At 45.7% G+C, this 17,406-nt stretch carries 16 protein-coding genes; 5 read left to right on the top strand and 11 right to left on the bottom strand.

All coding sequences use genetic code 11. The features are described 5' to 3' along the window. Window positions 1–102: 102 nt before the first annotated feature. Window positions 103–2,145, top strand: coding sequence for an ArnT family glycosyltransferase (locus J6600_RS19135; protein WP_209387785.1), 2,043 nt, complete (start codon window positions 103–105; stop codon window positions 2,143–2,145). A gap of 80 nt (window positions 2,146–2,225) precedes the next feature. Here the strand turns inward: J6600_RS19135 and J6600_RS19140 are convergent, their stop codons facing one another. From J6600_RS19140 to J6600_RS19185, 10 genes are all read right to left on the bottom strand, one after another. Next, a complete protein-coding gene (locus J6600_RS19140; protein WP_209387786.1) occupies window positions 2,226–3,518 on the bottom strand; it encodes a glycosyltransferase family 4 protein in 1,293 nt (430 codons plus the stop codon). A 22-nt stretch (window positions 3,519–3,540) separates the two neighbouring features. Continuing rightward, on the bottom strand, window positions 3,541–4,596 hold the full coding sequence (locus tag J6600_RS19145) for a phosphotransferase (protein ID WP_209387787.1): 1,056 nt from the start codon (window positions 4,594–4,596) through the stop codon (window positions 3,541–3,543). Next, a complete protein-coding gene (locus J6600_RS19150; RefSeq protein WP_025285573.1) occupies window positions 4,589–5,776 on the bottom strand; it encodes a carboxylate--amine ligase in 1,188 nt (395 codons plus the stop codon). The genes J6600_RS19145 and J6600_RS19150 overlap by 8 nt, the downstream gene beginning before the upstream one ends. Beyond that, window positions 5,766–7,100, bottom strand: coding sequence for a glycosyltransferase family 4 protein (locus J6600_RS19155; protein WP_209387788.1), 1,335 nt, complete (start codon window positions 7,098–7,100; stop codon window positions 5,766–5,768). The genes J6600_RS19150 and J6600_RS19155 overlap by 11 nt, the downstream gene beginning before the upstream one ends. After that, window positions 7,097–7,753, bottom strand: a complete 657-nt coding sequence (locus J6600_RS19160; protein ID WP_136803715.1) for a PIG-L deacetylase family protein — start codon at window positions 7,751–7,753, stop codon at window positions 7,097–7,099. Before J6600_RS19160 ends, J6600_RS19155 begins: the two co-directional genes overlap by 4 nt. An 87-nt stretch (window positions 7,754–7,840) precedes the next feature. Continuing rightward, on the bottom strand, window positions 7,841–8,404 hold the full coding sequence (locus tag J6600_RS19165; RefSeq protein ID WP_053573854.1) for a protein kinase family protein: 564 nt from the start codon (window positions 8,402–8,404) through the stop codon (window positions 7,841–7,843). 140 nt (window positions 8,405–8,544) lie between these two features. Continuing rightward, complete coding sequence (rplI, locus tag J6600_RS19170) at window positions 8,545–8,994, bottom strand: 50S ribosomal protein L9 (RefSeq protein WP_004393063.1); 450 nt, start codon at window positions 8,992–8,994, stop codon at window positions 8,545–8,547. Beyond that, window positions 8,991–10,970, bottom strand: a complete 1,980-nt coding sequence (locus tag J6600_RS19175) for a DHH family phosphoesterase (RefSeq protein WP_007407911.1) — start codon at window positions 10,968–10,970, stop codon at window positions 8,991–8,993. Before J6600_RS19175 ends, rplI begins: the two co-directional genes overlap by 4 nt. Before the next feature lie 30 nt (window positions 10,971–11,000). Further along, window positions 11,001–11,936, bottom strand: a complete 936-nt coding sequence (locus J6600_RS19180; protein ID WP_209387789.1) for a YybS family protein — start codon at window positions 11,934–11,936, stop codon at window positions 11,001–11,003. A gap of 243 nt (window positions 11,937–12,179) precedes the next feature. Next, window positions 12,180–12,332 carry a hypothetical protein gene (locus J6600_RS19185; RefSeq protein ID WP_004393059.1) on the bottom strand — a complete coding sequence of 51 codons (153 nt, stop codon included), beginning with the start codon at window positions 12,330–12,332 and terminating at the stop codon, window positions 12,180–12,182. A gap of 133 nt (window positions 12,333–12,465) precedes the next feature. On the opposite strand from J6600_RS19185, the gene J6600_RS19190 reads away from it, so the two are divergent. Then, window positions 12,466–12,951: a spore coat protein gene (locus J6600_RS19190; protein ID WP_007407913.1), complete on the top strand. Its 486-nt coding sequence runs from the start codon at window positions 12,466–12,468 to the stop codon at window positions 12,949–12,951. A 36-nt stretch (window positions 12,952–12,987) separates the two neighbouring features. Here J6600_RS19190 and J6600_RS19195 read toward each other — a convergent pair whose 3' ends face one another. Continuing rightward, window positions 12,988–13,359, bottom strand: coding sequence for a winged helix-turn-helix transcriptional regulator (locus J6600_RS19195; protein WP_007615010.1), 372 nt, complete (start codon window positions 13,357–13,359; stop codon window positions 12,988–12,990). A 206-nt stretch (window positions 13,360–13,565) separates the two neighbouring features. Between J6600_RS19195 and J6600_RS19200 the strand changes: the two genes are divergently transcribed. From J6600_RS19200 to J6600_RS19210, 3 genes are all read left to right on the top strand, one after another. After that, a complete protein-coding gene (locus tag J6600_RS19200) occupies window positions 13,566–14,495 on the top strand; it encodes a manganese-dependent inorganic pyrophosphatase (RefSeq protein ID WP_061861709.1) in 930 nt (309 codons plus the stop codon). 189 nt (window positions 14,496–14,684) lie between these two features. Further along, complete coding sequence (locus J6600_RS19205) at window positions 14,685–15,596, top strand: DMT family transporter (protein WP_095060447.1); 912 nt, start codon at window positions 14,685–14,687, stop codon at window positions 15,594–15,596. A gap of 346 nt (window positions 15,597–15,942) precedes the next feature. Then, window positions 15,943–17,364, top strand: coding sequence for a glycoside hydrolase family 68 protein (locus J6600_RS19210; RefSeq protein ID WP_014419358.1), 1,422 nt, complete (start codon window positions 15,943–15,945; stop codon window positions 17,362–17,364). Window positions 17,365–17,406 lie beyond the last annotated feature (42 nt).

The following is a 17,406-nucleotide window of genomic DNA, read 5'->3' on the forward strand; positions in this document are numbered from 1 at the left end:
CGCGAAGAAAATTTTGGTAAAACATTCTTTGAATCGTTATCATTTATTCATAACTTTTTCATATTTATTTTTTACAATGGGGTCACAAAAGAGGTGAAACCATTGAAAACAAAACGACTGGACATCGTTCTTATCGGTATTTTATCAGCAGCAGCGGCTTTGAATATGTACGGCATTTGGCAGGATGATGCCGCCAACCAGTATTATTTGGCTGCCGTCAAAAGCATGACGCAAAGCTTTCACAACTTCTTCTACGCATCCTTTGACCCGTCCGGCTTTGTCACGGTGGACAAACCGCCTGTCGCTTTATGGATTCAAACGATTTTCGCTTTGGTCTTCGGCGTACATACATGGAGCGTGATTCTTCCTCAGGCTTTGGCGGGGCTCGGTTCCGTTCTGCTGCTGTATTTCATGATAAAGCCTTCGTTCGGCACGGGCGCGGCCAGAATCGCCGCTTTTGTCATGGCGCTGACGCCGATTGCGGCGGCCGTCAGCCGGACGAATAATCTCGACAGCATGCTCGTCTTTACACTGCTTCTCGGTTCCTGGTGTTTGATGCGCGCGGTGAAACGCGGCAAAATCATTTGGCTCTTATCCGCATTCGCACTTGTCGGTCTTGCCTTTAATATGAAAATGATGCAGGCCTACATCGTGCTTCCGGCTTTTCTGCTTTTTTATCTCATTGCATCACACACATCCATTAAGAAAAAACTGATCTCACTTCTCGCTTCTGCAGCCGTTCTACTGGCGCTCTCCGTCTCATGGGCGGCAGCCGTTGATTCCATTTCCGCATCAAGCCGCCCCTATATCGGCAGCAGCCAGACAAACTCCGTGCTGGAGCTGGCATTCGGATATAACGGGACAGAACGGCTGCTCGGGCAGACGACGGGCCTTTCTCACGGCAGCATGACCGGCGGAAAAAGCGTGATGCAGGAAGGGATGGGCATGCAGCCTCCGGGAACGAACAGCCCGGCAATGGGCGGCAGCGCTCCTCAAGGAAAAAACGGGCAGGTTCAAATGCCCCGGCAGCCATCCGGACAGAACGCGGCCTCACCGCAAGGAAGCGGGACTCCTCCGGCACAAAACGGCGGCTCACAAGGCCCCGGCGGCGGCAAAAGCATGAGTATGAACATGTATGGCAACGGTACCCCGGGTGCGCTCAGGCTTTTCCAATCTGAATTGTCAGGGCAAATCAGCTGGATGCTGCCTTTTGCGCTCACCGGTTTGTTCGGCGCCGTCATCAGCTGGTACAGAAACCGCCGGGAAAAAGCGGAGGAAATGAAAGAAACGATGTTTTGGACAGCATGGCTTGTGCCTGCCGCCGGTTTCTTCAGCATCGCAAGCTTTTTCCATCCGTACTACTTAATCATGCTGGCGCCTCCGATCTCAGCCCTTTCCGGAATCGGCTGGCGGGCCTTATATGATTTATACAAGCATGATAAAGGCTGGACGGGCTGGCTGCTGCCTGCGGGTGTCTTTCTCACCGCCGGTTTTCAGGTCTTCATCGTAAGCGGGTATACAAACCAGATCGGCAGCGCTTGGATGTACATCCTCGGACTGTTGGGGCTCGGCACTGTCATTGCCCTCATTGTGATGAAACACAAGCCGTTCGGCAGACAACTGACCGTGATCACCATGTGTGTGTTGATGCTCACGCCGCTGTACTGGTCAGCCACGCCGATCCTTTACGGCGGAAACAGCGTCATACCCGAATCCGGCCCGCAGCTGAAAAGCTCAAACGGCGGCAATATGTTCACCTCTGAAGTGGATACAGGCCTGCTGTCTTATTTGAAAAAGCATCAGACAGGTGAGGAATATCTGTTTGCAACGCTCACCACGGTGACTGCGGCGCCTTATATCATCCATACGAATGAATCAGTCATGGCACTCGGAGGCTTTAACGGAACCGATCCGATTTTAACCGTCTCACAGCTGAAAAAACTTGTTGATGATGGAAAAGTGAAGTATTTCTTATTATCCGGAAACAGTTCAGGCAACACAAAGCTTGTCTCATGGATTAAAAAGAACGGCACAAAAATCTCAGCTGACCAATACAGCACCGGAAAAACAAGCTCAGCCCGGCAAGGAATGACAGGCGGCCCGGGCGGACAAAGTCAGCAGACTCTGTATGAGATGAAAAAATAGTTCGCAAAGAGGCTGGATAGTTAAACGCCGGCCTCTTTATTTTGCTCTTGGAAGCACCTGCCATGCGGCGCCGGTATCATTCAGAAAAATGATTGATAAATACTTTCTATTTTTGAAACCATCAGTTCCTGACGCAGATGCCGGCCGGCATAGGAGCGCGCTTCTTTTCCAAGCCGTTCCCTGAGAGACTGATCCGTAATCAGCATTACGAGAGCATCAGCAAGTTCGCGGCTGTTGCCGGGCTGACAGATAAGCCCTGTGTCCTCATGCCGGATCATCTCAGGGATTCCTCCGCAGTCAGTTGCGACAATGGCTTGACCTAAGAACATCGCTTCGATGATCGCTATAGGGAAATTATCATTCAATGTCGGCAGGACAAATATAGATGATTCAGCCAAAAGCGCCGGCACATCACGTCGTTTTCCGAAGAAAAACACATTTGTGAGACCTAGTTTCCGTTTCTTTTCCTCCAGAAACCCTCTCATGTTTCCGTCTCCGATGATCCATATGTCGACTCCGGATAAATGGTGCCGGATGCGGGCGAGAGCGTCCAGCATCACATCATGTCCTTTTCGCTCGGTCAGACGGGAAACGCACGCAATCACGAGCTTTTCAGCACGTTTTGTCTCAGGGGCATCCTGAATATCAATGCCGGTATGAACAGTCGTCAGCTGAGCCTCCTTCGCTCCGTACTCCAGCAAGGGCTCGTGAAAGGAGTCGCTGATTGTAATGATTTTATCCGAAGCCCGAATACCCTGCCTTTCTATTTCACTGAAATATGCCTCTTCTATTGAACCCTTTTGGATTTTATGAAACTTCATCCGGCTTTTCGTAAAATGTCCGTGCGGCGTGAAAAAAAGAGGACGCTGATACGTTTGATTAATGTATCCCAGCAAAAATACCGCAAATAAATCCTGCGCGTGAAACAGGTCATATTGTTCTAAATCCTTCTCCTTCAAAAATCTTTGGAAGACATGTAAATAGCTGAGATTCTTCACAAACTTTTCGTTTGCGGCGCCGTATCTGCCAACAAGAAACGCTCTGATCTCGTCAGCGGCCCGCGGGATATCTTCCTGAAAAAAAGTTGGCGGCATTTGGAGCGGCGAGATGACATCCGCCTGATGACCGATGCGCTCAAAACCCGTCTTAATTGACGTGATATAACTCGCCAACCCTCCGACATTCGGGTAACGGAGAAAGGTTGCGTACAGAATACGCAATGGCTTTTTTCGTTTGGGGGAGCTTTTTCCTTCCGCACAGAACGAATACAGCATCTCTGGCTCACCTTGATATTCGATCCCGTAAAATTGATCCATGGCGCGCAATAAGGCAAGAGGCACCAGACCGTTCGGCTTGCCGATCTCTTCTTTCACATCCGCTCCCCCTCTCTCAAACTTATAATCCTAATTCCCGTCCCCATTTTGACACTTTGTCAACATGATACGGCAGCAGTTCTCCTCCCCGATTATCGAAGATTCTCCGCAATTGGGTATGAAGCCCTTTCTCAAGTGTTCTCTGCAAATAAGCCATTTTATAAAGCGTCATAGGAGGGGTCTGAAAATGAATGCCCCGCTTTTTCATTTCTTTCGTATACACTTTTACGCAATACGTCCGAATATCTTCTGCGTGCCGGCTCCAATCTTTTCTGAAACCAAGCAGAATTTCAACCAGCACCGTCATATCAAACCAAACCGGCGCGTATTTTGCGGATTCCCAATCGATGAATTGAATATCCCACGGTTCATGTCCGGACGCATCGTGGGTGCAGATATTCTGCATATGAAGATCACCGTGTGTGATGGCTGAGCCGTTTTGTATCAATTCAGGGAAAAAATCCGGCTCCTCCTGCTCAAGCAAGTTTGTGATTTGCCGATAATGAGGCTTCACGATATCTTTTGTGCGCTCATCTTTAAGCGCTCTATCCAAAAATTCCGCTGTCTTTTTGATCTGCTTTTTACGCCCTTTTCTCATGGTTTCCGATTCATATACCGGCAGCCACGACCGCCATTTACCGTCAGAAATATTCTTGTTTTCAAAGGTGCGGCTGTGCAGTTCTGCGACAGACGGAATAATATACTTGAAATGCTTCGGGTGAAATGTAAGCTGTCCCCTGATCTGGCTGACAAACTCCATAAATATCCACGTTTCATGGTCACTTTCTTCTATAAGATAGATATCCGGCAGCAAATCTCCTAAAACAGAACGGGCTTTCCCGTATATATTAATCTCGACCTTATTTTTTTCACGGGAAGATTTATATACTTTCAATATCAGCGGAACAGTGCCGGATTTTTTCTTTACAAACAGTTTATAAATGGCGCTTCTGTCCGTCGATTTCAGGCATGTGATGTCATCCGGATTCACCGCAGCCCTTTCACCGAACGAATACGACAGTTTTTCGTCAATTCTCAGTTTTTGAAATGCGCCATACAAAATCTCCTTTTCATACATGCCGATCTTCCTTCCGCTTCCGTTTCCAGCTGTTTTTGAGATGAGACCAAGTGTTTCTGATAAATGGCATCGGGTCATTCCAAGCAAAAAGAGCGTACTCTTTTTTTCCTTTACACCCTTTCCAAAAATCCCGGAACGTCATTTCTCCTCTTTTTCGTTTCTTCAAAAACGTTAAGAAATACCGCACCTCATAAATCCAGTTGATTCCGTCTTTTTGTTCGAGCTGGGGCTTCACATGCTGCCCGGTCAAATACAGATAGTACATGTAAACGAAATGAACGCCTGCCGGTTCTGTCAGGCTATGGCTGAGCCAAAAGCGCGGATTAATTTCGATAAACTTGTAAACATTGTCCCGGGGATCCTTTTTAAATTCCGCCATGCCCACTCCCTTCAGCTGAATCGCTTCAAAAAACGGCAGGGTTTTCTCGATTAAATCAGGAAGCCGTTTGCTGACGACGTGGGCCCCCGCGCCAAAATCTGCAGGGAATTGGTGGTTCTTTTGCAGAGAGAATAAGCCCATTAATTTCATTTGGTCATCATAAAAAGTGGCGACTTTATAAAAACACTGGTTGTCTCCGGGGATGATCTCCTGCACGAGCAGTTCTCCATTTTCTCTGTAGGAGCTGAACTCCTTGCGCAATTGTGCGGCATCCTTCATTACAATTGCTTTTTTGTTTACTTTTTTTCTGTATTCATGGCCGGCCACCGGTTTTAAAATACACGGGAAATCAATATTGGCGATGGCCTCTTCCAGCTCATCCTGGTTGTTCGGAAAAAAGGTTTTCGGGCAGGGGATGTGATGCTTGACCGCTAATTCATATGCTTTGCTTTTATCTAAGACCGTTTCTAACAGAGAGTGGCTCGGGAGCAAAAATAAAAAAAAACCGGCTAATGTCTCGCGGAATTTAGATATAAATCCCGCATAATCATCAGATCCTGCGTACAGAACCGGCTTTGCTTGGAATCGCTTCCCGAAATCAGTCAGAAATGTCAGCAGTTCTTCCTCTTGTGTTAATGGGCTGGGACATATCCCGCAATCTGCCAATCTTGATTTTCCGATACGATAAGGTCCCTCCGTGTCAAACGCGTAAACATCGATTCCTCTTCGGGCAAGACTGCGAATGATCCCAATCCCGTTTGCACTGAAATCAAGTACAACGGCTGCATGTTCATGTTTCATGATCTCCCTCCGAGCTGTTGGTATTTTGATAAATCGATTCGATATTTTTTATCATCGTCTCACTGCTTAAATATTTCTCCGCGTAGGCCTTTGCGTTTGAAGCAGCCTTCTCCCGCGCAGATTTGTTAGAGATAAAAAATGCTAAAGCCCGGGCAAGAACCTTTGCATTTCCCGGTTCGACAATAAGTCCCGTTTTGTTATGGCGGATCAGATCCGGAATACCCCCGCAATCGGTCGCGATGATAGCCGAGCCGCTGAACATCGCTTCAATAATCGAAATAGGCAGACTATCATTAATGGTCGGCAGTACGAATATATCCGTCATATTCAAAATAGCGGGAACATCATCTCTTTTTCCTAAAAAGGAGACCATAGATAGATTCAGTTTTCGAGCCTGTTCCTCTAAGGCGCTCCTCATCTCTCCGTCGCCCGCGATCAGCACTTCAACATGTTCAAGCAGAACAGACGGAATTCGTGAAAGTGCGTCAAGCAAATGATTATGTCCTTTTCTCGGGCCTAATCTTGCAATACACGCGATGATGATCTTATTTTTCGGTAACGGGGTTTTTCTTTTCCCGCCTGTTTTTGCATCGTAATCGATTCCTGTGATCACCGTTGCCATGTCTTCCTGTTCGGCTCCGAGCTTCATGAGCGGGCTGCGGAACGTATCGCTGATAATAATCAGGCGATCTGCGTATTCAATGGCTTTCATCTCTAGTTTTTTATAATAAAACTCTTCTACCGATCCTTTTTTAAAGATGTGAAATTTAAGTCTGTTGAAAGTAAACATGCCATGCGGTGTAAAAAACAAAGGTTTTTTATAAATACGGTTGAACCTGCCCAATATATTGGCTGTAAATAAATCTTGAGCATGAAACACATCATATTTTTCCAAATGAATCTTTTGAAGCATTTGCTCGTATATAAACATCAGCCGATTATTCTTCAAAATATGATCACTGTAATCCCCGTATCTGTCACTAAAGAAATCTTTTAATTTCGGAACAACATCCGCCCGCAGTTCTTTTACCTGTGCGGAAGGAAACTGATTGGGGGATATGACATCCACCTTATGACCTCTTTTTTTCAGTCCTTCACTAAGCGTTTTAATATAGTTTGATAAACCGCCCGTGTGCGGGTAGTCCCAAAACGTGGCAATCAAAATGGATAACTTCTGTTTTTTTCCGTATAATCGCGGAATATGATGTGCATGTTTCATCTGAGTCTTTACTGCCGTCTTTTTTTGCGGGTGCGCTTTGACCCCGTAGTAGCGGTCAAGCGTCTGAATCATATACGGATACGGGACGGAAAATGTCTTGATCATTTCCAGATCCTCCGCACGACTTCAAAAGCTTCAGCGTATTCCACACCCGCCGTCATCCCTCTGACTCTTCCTAAATGTGTAACGCCTTCATATGAACGGGGATGAGGGTAATCCCTCATTTCTACGTCATAGTGGTGAAGCGCCGCGAGTTTGGCATCCATTGTGTCTGTGATGTTAACGAAGTAATTAGGCTTGAAGAGTTTATCAGCCGTATTCCTCTCCCACTCGCTTGAAGATAGCGTTTCAAACGTAAGCAGTTCGATAGGCTTTTGATTCGGAAGCGGTCTGGCGGCTGTTAAAACTGCTTGGAATGTTCTCTGGTGGTCCATATTGACATCGCCGTAATGATGTGTAAAGATTTTTTCAGGCTGATAGACGCGAATGAGCTGCTCTAATTCTTTGACAAGCTTATGAAGAGGGATACATTCCAGCTCTAAATTCGTATGCTCCAAAAAGATGACTTTCTCAATTCCAAGCTCTTGATTCGCGCGTTCGCCTAATTGTTTAATATGATGAGCTTCTTCTTTTCTTCCTAATGCCGTAATAATGGAAATCACTTTATATCCTTCATTGATCAGCCGTTTTATGGTGCCCGCTGATCCCAATAGTTCATCATCGGGATGAGCGCCGATAACCATAATATATTCTGCCATTTTTTCCACACTCCACCAAACAAATGTTACAAATATCATATGACGACCCTAAAAAAAGGAAACTTACATATGCGGATTTTCAGAAACTTACAATTCCCTTCGCCATTCCCGGTAGCGTGACGGCTTTAATTTTTTTATGGTGTTCAAAAACTCATCCGCCAAGCCGTATTTGTCCAGTCCTTTTAATAGTTTTACGGGAACTCGGGTAACGGTCGAAAAGGCTCTTTTATGGTCGATCACTTTAAGTTCACCTTGTTCGTTGATCAGAATATGCCTGATTTCGGCATCCCATCTGGCAAAACCGATATCTTTTAATTCATCCAGCATGTTTAAAATATCAGCTGTCAGTTTGACGGACAGGGATTTTTCTTTTTTGATATGGCGCGCAAGGGAGGTGCCTTTGACGTATTCCATCACAATATAATGATCTCCGTATTCATACAGTTTCGGGATCACCGGTGAACCATATCCGAGCTGTAAAGCTTCCAATTCCTTCTTACATGTCTCTTTTTTAAAAAAATATTTTACGCATTTGTTGTGTGTTAAGCGATAGACCTCCCCGTCTTTTCCGTCTCCGATCAGCGGATAGTGTTTCAGCGCTTTTTTATTCTCCGGATAATTAAAATATGTTTCAGAAAAAAATCGTTTCATACCGACACATCCTTCGTCATGATGTAATATAATATTCAATCCGTAACGATCGGAAATGAAACATTCTCCTCATTTTCTTGCGCTGCGCCGTCTGCTGACATGAAAAAAACCCGCCGGATCGGCGGGTTTTTCATTGTGTATTACGCTTCTTCTTTTACGTGAACCTTCAGCACAGCCTGAACTTCAGGGTGCAGCTTTACAGGAACGTTTGTATATCCCAGTGTGCGGATACCGTCTTGGAGCTCCAGTTTCCGTTTATCCACTTTAATCTTATGCGTTTTTTGCAGCGCTTCTGCAATCTGTTTACTTGTGACAGATCCGAATAGACGGCCGCCTTCACCGGATTTGGCACTCAGCTCAACAGTCAGCTGTTCAAGCGTTTCTTTCAAATCTTTCGCTCTTTCAAGCTCGGCAATCGCTTCTTTTTTCTCTTTTTCTTTCTGTCCTTTCAATGCGCTGATGTTTGTCGCATTTGCTTCGACAGCGAGGCCTTTTTTAATGAGAAAGTTATGTGCATAACCGTCTGCTACGTTTTTCATTTCGCCTTTTTTTCCTTTACCTTTTACATCTTGTAAGAAAATAACCTTCATCTCTGAACGCCTCCCTCAAAATATTCATCAATGGCTTCCTTCAGCCGGACGAGCGCTTCTGAGACAGAAATGCCCGATAACTGGGTTGCCGCATTGGTTAAATGCCCTCCGCCATCCAGCGCCTCCATAATAATCTGCACATTGACCTCGCCCAGCGATCTCGCACTGATGCACACCGTATGCTCATCCCGTCTGGCTACCGCAAATGAAGCTTCCACTTCACTCATTGATAAGAGGGAATCAGCCGCCTGCGCAATCAGCACCTGGTCAAAGTACTCCTCTTCGTTCTCAGGAAGAGAAGCAATCGCGATATGTTCTTTATAAAGAGACGTATGCTGGATCAGTTTCGCCCGCTTGATATAAGAACCGACGGATTCTTTGAGAACTTTCTGCACCAGAACCGTATCTGCGCCTTTTGCTCTCAAATAAGAAGCGGCGTCGAACGTCCGCGAGCCCGTGCGAAGGGAAAAGCTCTTCGTATCCACTATTATACCAGCTAACAGGGCCGTCGCTTCAATCATATTGATTTTGAGCCGCTTCGGCTGGTATTCAAGCAGCTCCGTCACGAGTTCTGCGGTGGATGAAGCGTATGGCTCCATATAAACGAGCAGCGGGTCTTTAATAAATTCCTCGCCTCTGCGGTGGTGGTCAATCACAACGATGTGCTCGATTTTGTTCACGAGACGCTCTTCCATCACAAGGGACGGTTTATGTGTATCAACGACGACAAGCAGCGTGTCATCATTTGAAATTTCCATCGCCTCTTCCGGCGTGATGAACCGCGACCACAGCTCTTCATATTTTTTAATTTCTTCAATCAGGCGCTGAACGCTTGATCCGATCTGGTTCGGATCAATGACGATGTAGCCTTCTTTGCCGTTGGCCTGCGCCACCTTTAATATTCCGATTGCGGCTCCGACCGCGTCCATATCAGGAAATTTGTGCCCCATGATAATGACATTGCTGCTTTCTGAGACAATCTCCTTGAGCGCGTGAGAAATCACCCGGGCGCGCACCCTTGTGCGCTTCTCCATCGGATTTGTTTTGCCGCCGTAAAATTTCACCTTGCCGTTCGGCATTTTGATCGCCACTTGGTCGCCTCCGCGGCCGAGAGCCAAATCGAGGCTGGACTGCGCCAGATCTCCAAGCTCCTTCAAAGAAGAAACCGATGCGCCGATCCCGATGCTGAGGGTCAAAGATACAGTGTGAACGGATGTTTTTTCTCGGATTTCATCCAAAATCGAAAATTTCGCGTTTTCAAGCTCCGTTAAAATGTGTTCATTTAACACCGCGATAAACCGCTCCGAAGACGTCCGTTTCAGGAAAATGCCGTACTCCTGCGCCCACGCATTTAATAATGAGGTGACCTGGCTGTTCATCGTACTTCTCGTTTGGTCATCCAGCCCCTGTGTGACGTCATCATAGTTATCTAAGAAGATATATGCCAGCACGGTTCTCTCATTTTCGTACTGCTTTTCAATCTGAATCTGTTCTGTCACATCAAAGAAATAAAGCAGGCGCTCATCTCTTTTAATCACTACTTTAAACTTCCGCTCATTCAAGGTGATCGTTTCCGAATCGACCTCCTGCTTGATCAGCGGCACGACGGCCTCGCATGTGTCATACAGCGAGCGTCCGACGAGCGTGCTTTCATTAAAACAGGAAGACAAAAACGGATTCGCCCACTCAATGTAATATTGGTCATTAAACAGCATAATCCCGATAGGCATTTCCATTAATGCCTCTTCGCCTACTTTTTTCAATCTATACGATAACGTGGAGATATAATCGTCAATTTCTTTTCTGATCAGAGAATCCGCACGCTTAATGAAAAACAAGATCACGGCGAGCAGCACAACGCCGATGGCTCCTATCAGCCAGTTAAAGTAAATGCTGATGAGGATTATGATGATTGACAATGCAATCAATGCATAGATGGGATACCGAAACAACGGTTTTTCATAAAAACTAGGCATTTCTATCAACTCCCCACCTGTAAGTCACACTCAATTTCGCGTCACCTTATTTCTTATGTTAAAGCCTATGTCAATGATGCCTAAGAGGAGATACACGGACAAGATGAGCGGAAAAAGCACCCCCAGCACAATTGCTAATACAGGAACGGCTTTCGGCATCTCCATTTCGCGGCAATAGAAAAAAATAAACGCTAATCCTTGAATACAAATCAGCAAGCTGAGAATAAATCCCCCATTCAATGAAACCGAATACAGCATATGCCCTTTTTCTAAAGGCAGAAACCCTAATATCGTCACAATAAAATACAGAATGACAACGCTTTGCGGGAGTTTGAGCTCTCTAAAAGGCTTCATCTTCGGAAGATCAGGGGAAAATCGCCGTAAAAGCGGCCTTGCCATCGCATAACTGAGGAAAGAAAAAACGATGCCGGTCAATACGAGCACTGTCGGAAAAAGATATTGAACCGTGCTCAGCTGACTTTCCATCAGCTTGATCTGCTTCCCGAACTGGTCTCCATAACCGAGCTGCTTTGACATGGTTTCTGCTAAAGACAGCGACTCCCGAAGCTGGGACATGGTGGTATCAACCACATTCATGTTAAGGAACACGATGCTGACCACAAAAAAAACGACGCCGCACAGCACATACGCCATAGCGCCGGCAGCAACCGCATAGCCGGGCTGTTTCTTTTTAAAATAATATCCCATGGCGATTCCCGTACAGGCTGCCGTAAAAGCGCCTGTAAGCCCGGTAAACGAACCTACAATAAAGCTGACAGGAAGGCTGGCAAGCCCCATCCATACCCCTGGCTTCAGACCGTGCCGAATGGTGTAAAGAATGATCGGCAGCGGCAAAGCAAAGAGAAGAATTGCCCCCAGTAAAGGGAGGTACACGACCAAAAGGGAAATGATTGCAAAAATACTGATCAAAATGGCGCCTTCTATTAGAGCCCTTGTATTTTTCACTTACTCACCTCAAACCTTGTATCATTCGAACATACGAATAGAAAAGAGCAGCTTAGACGACTGCTCTTTTGACGCCGCAATGTCTCTTTCAAGACCTGAATTTTCCATAAACTCTCCAAAATACACGTATATATTTTAACATAAGTCGAAATCGCAAGTAAAATGAGCGCGGACAGCCGCAATGTTCCATGTGAAACATGAAAACAGACAAACGGACATCCCAGTGAAAGAATGCCCGTTGTATCAGTGATCCTGATCATCCATGAAACCAGAAGTATCTCTGTTTTTCTTTTTGGTTTTTCGTACATATAACAAGACGATAACGATAAGTAAGAGAGTGGTCGCCTGCAAAACCCCGCTGCTGAAAAGGAAGAAGTTCTTTATCATGTCCCACATATAGTTTCACCTCTATTTCGTATTTCCTTTACATTGAGTTTCCCTTTCTGGAAACTTCAAAACATCAGGAACAACATCGGGACCGGGGCATATGCTGAAAGTGAAAATGAAGGATAAAGGAGATTCTTACACCATGACTGAGCGGAGAACATTAGCATGGCATGAAACGTTAGAACTGCATGAGTTAGTAGCTTTCCAGGCAAACGGACTTGTGAAATTAAAAAGAACAGAGCGGGACGTAAGCGATGCCAGATTAAAACAGCTTTATAGATTTTCCATCCATTCGCTCGAACAAAATCTGCGTGAACTGCTTCCTTTCTTCCCTGAAGCTCCCGCTTTTCGTGAGGATGAAACAGAAGAGCGCGCTGATTCCTCCTTTTACAGCGGCGGCCTGCTCATTCTGGCCAAAACATCTGTCCGCAATTACGCCGGAGCCATTACAGAGACGGCCACACCTCAATTAAGACACGTTTTCGTCAAGCACTTAAACGCGGCCATCAAGTGGCACCAAATGGTCTTTGAGTATATGGAAGAACGCGGTCAATATCCGGCTTACAACCTGAGCGAATTGCTGAAGAATGACGTGCGCAACGCCAGAAAAGCCATCGCGATGAAATAAAAAAAAGCAGCAAGGAATTTAATCCTTTGCTGCTTCTTATTTTTGAGCGGATTGATCTTGAGGAGACGTTTTTTCCCGGTATGCCTCGAGAAACTCCCGGTTGGCATCTCCCCATTTCTTCATTTGCAAAACGATCGGTTCCAGCGACCTGCCGAATTCGGTAAGAGAATACTCCACCTTTGGAGGCACCTGCTGATATACCTCGCGATGCACGATGCCGTCCGCCTCAAGCTCGCGAAGCTGAAGCGTCAGCATACGCTGCGTAATGCTGGGGCAAATGCGCCGAAACTCATTAAACCGCTTTTTTCCGCCGATCATATGATAAAACAAAATACCCTTCCACTTTCCGCCGATAACGGAAAGCGTCAGTTCAACCGGACAACCTTCTTTATTCGGATATATGTTCATTTTTCATCCTCCATAGTACCTTTTTTGATACTATATGCTGATTAGCATCTGACTTACCCAGTATTTTACTCGCAACCCTCCCCAACTCTCAACAAAAATGCTTCTTTTTCACATCAATTTTTAAGGTTTTGAAGATTACACCCTCCGCAAGACGTGTTAAACTATAAAAAGATTGTTTACACTACAAAAAAGGACAAGGAGTTATTATGGAAAAAATTCTTATTTTCGGACATCAAAACCCAGACACAGATACCATTTGCTCTGCCATTGCCTACGCTGATCTAAAAAATAAACTCGGCTTCAATGCTGAGCCCGTCCGCCTCGGACAAGTCAACGGCGAAACACAATACGCGCTTGATTATTTCAAGCAGGAAAGCCCGCGTTTGGTGGAAACAGCCGCAAACGAAGTAAACGGCGTCATCCTTGTTGACCACAATGAACGCCAGCAAAGCATCAAGGATATCGAAGACGTTCAGGTTCTTGAAGTTATCGACCACCACCGTATCGCCAACTTCGAAACAGCGGAACCTCTTTACTACCGTGCTGAGCCGGTCGGCTGTACGGCTACAATTTTAAACAAAATGTACAAAGAAAATAACGTGAAAATCGAGAAAGAAATTGCGGGCCTCATGCTGTCAGCAATCATTTCCGACTCTCTGTTATTTAAATCTCCGACTTGCACGGAGCAAGATATCGCAGCGGCAAAAGAGCTTGCTGAAATTGCCGGCGTAGATGCGGAAGAGTACGGCTTAAACATGCTGAAAGCGGGCGCCGACTTAAGCAAAAAAACGGTGGAAGAACTGATTTCTCTTGATGCGAAAGAGTTCACGCTCGGCAGCAAAAAAGTCGAAATCGCCCAAGTCAACACAGTTGATATTGAAGAAGTGAAAAAGCGGCAGCCGGAATTAGAAGCGGCTCTTTCAAAAGTAATTGCTGAGAAGAACCTTGACCTGTTCCTTCTCGTGATTACGGATATTCTGGAAAACGATTCCCTTGCGCTTGCCATCGGTGATCAAGCGTCAAAAGTGGAAAAAGCATTCAACGTGACTTTAGAAAACAACACGGCTCTTTTAAAAGGCGTCGTATCCAGAAAGAAACAAGTCGTTCCTGTTTTAACAGACGCGATTGCAGAATAACCAAAACACCCCGGAAACCCGCCGGGGTGTTTTTTTATTGCTCATTCATCAGACGGCCGTTTCGTAAGCGCTTTCTCCGAAAATCATTTTGACGGAATTTGATATACAATATATAATATATCACATGAAAGGTGTTCGTTTTCCTAATTATTGTAAGTCAATATCACAACATCAGAATCGGGGGGGTCTATCCTGGAAAAACACGCTGCTCTTTCTTATTCACGAACAACAGGCATTTGGCTTGTGCTGACAGGAGCTATCTTATGGGGGGTCTCGGGAACGGTTGCCCAGTATCTGTTCCAGCACCGCCATTTTAATACAGAATGGCTGACTTCAGTGCGCCTTCTGGTGTCAGGGGCGCTTCTGCTCGGCATCGCGTACCGCAAAGAAAAAGGACGGATATGGGCTGTTTGGAAAGACAGACGGGACAGAATTCCCCTTCTTTTATTCGGGGTTTTCGGAATGTTAGGCGTTCAATACACCTACTTCGCGGCAATTGAGTACGGAAACGCGGCCGCTGCTACCGTTCTTCAGTATTTAGGGCCAGCGATCATTACATGCTTTTTAGCGATTCGCGCAAAGAGAATGCCTTCAGCAAAAGAGCTTCTCGCCGTCTTATTGGCGGTTGCCGGCACATTCATTTTGGTCACGCACGGGAATGTCGGAAGCCTGTCCATATCCGGTCTGGCTGTCTTTTGGGGCATCAGTTCGGCGTTTGCACTGGCGTTTTACACCCTTCAGCCGCATCGTCTGCTGAAGAAATGGGGATCGGCCATTATTGTCGGATGGGGCATGCTGATCGGCGGAGCCGCCCTCAGCTTGATCCGCCCGCCCTGGAAATTTGAAGGCGAGTGGTCCTTGCCGGCATATGCCGCGATTGTGTTTATCATCATTTTCGGAACGCTCATCGCTTTTTATTGCTACTTGGAAAGCCTGAAATATCTGAGTGCCTCTGAAACCAGCCTGCTCGCCTGTGCGGAGCCGCTGTCGGCCGCTTTTTTAGCTGTTATCTGGCTGCATGTTCCCTTCGGAATATCAGAATGGCTGGGTACTTTGCTGATTTTAGCCACCATCGCTTTATTATCTATCAAGAAAAAATAACCTCTCTTTTTTAGAGAGGTTATTTCCTAGGCTCAGAGCACCCCTTAGTCTCAATTACCCATAAATTAAAAGGTCTTTTTTCATTTTACTATCATCCAAAAGAGGAAAATAGACCAGTTGTCAATAGAATCAGACTCTAATAGAATGATGTCGACAAGTAAATCATGCAGGATTGTTACTGATAAAGCAGGCAAGACCTAAAATGTGTTAAGGGCAAAGTGTATTCTTTGGCGTCACCCCTTACATATTTTAGGTCTTTTTTCTGTAACAAACCTGCCATCCATGGATGCAGGAGGATCGAATCGGCAGATCGCAAAAAAAGGTACATACAAAAGGAGACATGAACATGAACATCAAAAAATTTGCAAAACAAGCCACAGTTCTAACTTTTACGACTGCACTTCTGGCAGGGGGAGCGACTCAAGCCTTCGCGAAAGAAAATACCCAAAAACCTTACAAAGAAACGTACGGCGTCTCTCATATCACACGCCATGATATGCTGCAGATCCCTAAACAGCAGCAAAGTGAAAAATACCAAGTGCCTCAATTCGACCAATCAACCATTAAAAATATCGAGTCCGCGAAAGGACTGGATGTGTGGGACAGCTGGCCGCTCCAAAACGCTGACGGAACAGTAGCTGAATACAACGGCTATCACGTCGTGTTTGCTTTAGCGGGAAGCCCGAAAGACGCTGATGACACATCCATCTACATGTTTTATCAAAAAGTCGGCGACAACTCGATCGACAGCTGGAAAAACGCGGGCCGTGTCTTTAAAGACAGCGATAAGTTCGACGCCAACGATGAAATCCTGAAAGAACAGACACAAGAATGGTCCGGTTCTGCAACCTTTACATCTGACGGAAAAATCCGTTTATTCTACACTGACTTTTCCGGTACACATTACGGTAAACAAAGCCTGACAACGGCGCAGGTAAATGTGTCAAAATCTGATGACACGCTCAAGATCAACGGAGTGGAAGATCATAAAACGATTTTTGACGGCGACGGAAAAACATACCAGAACGTTCAGCAGTTTATCGATGAAGGGAACTATACATCCGGCGACAACCACACGCTGAGAGACCCGCACTACGTTGAAGACAAAGGCCATAAATACCTTGTATTCGAAGCCAACACGGGAACAGATAACGGATACCAAGGCGAAGAATCTTTATTTAACAAAGCGTACTACGGCGGCAGCACAAACTTCTTCCGTAAAGAAAGTCAGAAGCTTCAGCAAAGTGCTAAAAAACGCGATGCTGAATTAGCGAACGGCGCCCTCGGTATCGTAGAGTTAAACGATGACTACACATTGAAAAAAGTCATGAAGCCGCTGATCACTTCAAACACGGTAACTGATGAAATCGAGCGCGCGAATGTTTTCAAAATGAACGGCAAATGGTACCTGTTCACTGATTCACGCGGTTCAAAAATGACGATCGACGGTATTAACTCAAACGATATTTACATGCTTGGTTATGTATCAAACTCTTTAACAGGTCCTTACAAGCCGCTGAACAAAACTGGTCTTGTACTGCAAATGGGTCTTGATCCTAACGATGTGACGTTCACTTACTCTCACTTCGCAGTGCCGCAAGCCAAAGGCAACAATGTCGTGATCACAAGCTACATGACAAACAGAGGCTTCTTTGAGGATAAAAAGGCAACATTTGCGCCAAGCTTCTTATTGAACATCAAAAACAAGAAAACATCCGTTGTCAAAAACAGCATCCTTGAACAAGGACAGCTTACGGTTAACAACTAATAACAACAAAAAGAAAATGCCGATACTTCATTGGCATTTTCT

Source organism: Bacillus sp. LJBV19, from assembly GCF_017797845.1.
Taxonomy (GTDB): domain Bacteria; phylum Bacillota; class Bacilli; order Bacillales; family Bacillaceae; genus Bacillus; species Bacillus velezensis.

What these genes read in the sequence shown, in the direction of transcription:
- J6600_RS19175 (WP_007407911.1), bottom strand. Translation starts at nt 10,970, where the DNA reads ATGCCTAGTTTTTATGAAAAACCGTTGTTTCGGTATCCCATCTATGCA.
- J6600_RS19150 (WP_025285573.1), bottom strand. Translation starts at nt 5,776, where the DNA reads ATGAAACATGAACATGCAGCCGTTGTACTTGATTTCAGTGCAAACGGG.
- J6600_RS19185 (WP_004393059.1), bottom strand. Translation starts at nt 12,332, where the DNA reads ATGTGGGACATGATAAAGAACTTCTTCCTTTTCAGCAGCGGGGTTTTG.
- J6600_RS19195 (WP_007615010.1), bottom strand. Translation starts at nt 13,359, where the DNA reads ATGAACATATATCCGAATAAAGAAGGTTGTCCGGTTGAACTGACGCTT.
- J6600_RS19160 (WP_136803715.1), bottom strand. Translation starts at nt 7,753, where the DNA reads ATGGCAGAATATATTATGGTTATCGGCGCTCATCCCGATGATGAACTA.
- J6600_RS19210 (WP_014419358.1), top strand. Translation starts at nt 15,943, where the DNA reads ATGAACATCAAAAAATTTGCAAAACAAGCCACAGTTCTAACTTTTACG.
- J6600_RS19190 (WP_007407913.1), top strand. Translation starts at nt 12,466, where the DNA reads ATGACTGAGCGGAGAACATTAGCATGGCATGAAACGTTAGAACTGCAT.
- rplI (WP_004393063.1), bottom strand. Translation starts at nt 8,994, where the DNA reads ATGAAGGTTATTTTCTTACAAGATGTAAAAGGTAAAGGAAAAAAAGGC.
- J6600_RS19145 (WP_209387787.1), bottom strand. Translation starts at nt 4,596, where the DNA reads ATGTATGAAAAGGAGATTTTGTATGGCGCATTTCAAAAACTGAGAATT.
- J6600_RS19200 (WP_061861709.1), top strand. Translation starts at nt 13,566, where the DNA reads ATGGAAAAAATTCTTATTTTCGGACATCAAAACCCAGACACAGATACC.
- J6600_RS19155 (WP_209387788.1), bottom strand. Translation starts at nt 7,100, where the DNA reads ATGATCAAGACATTTTCCGTCCCGTATCCGTATATGATTCAGACGCTT.
- J6600_RS19165 (WP_053573854.1), bottom strand. Translation starts at nt 8,404, where the DNA reads ATGAAACGATTTTTTTCTGAAACATATTTTAATTATCCGGAGAATAAA.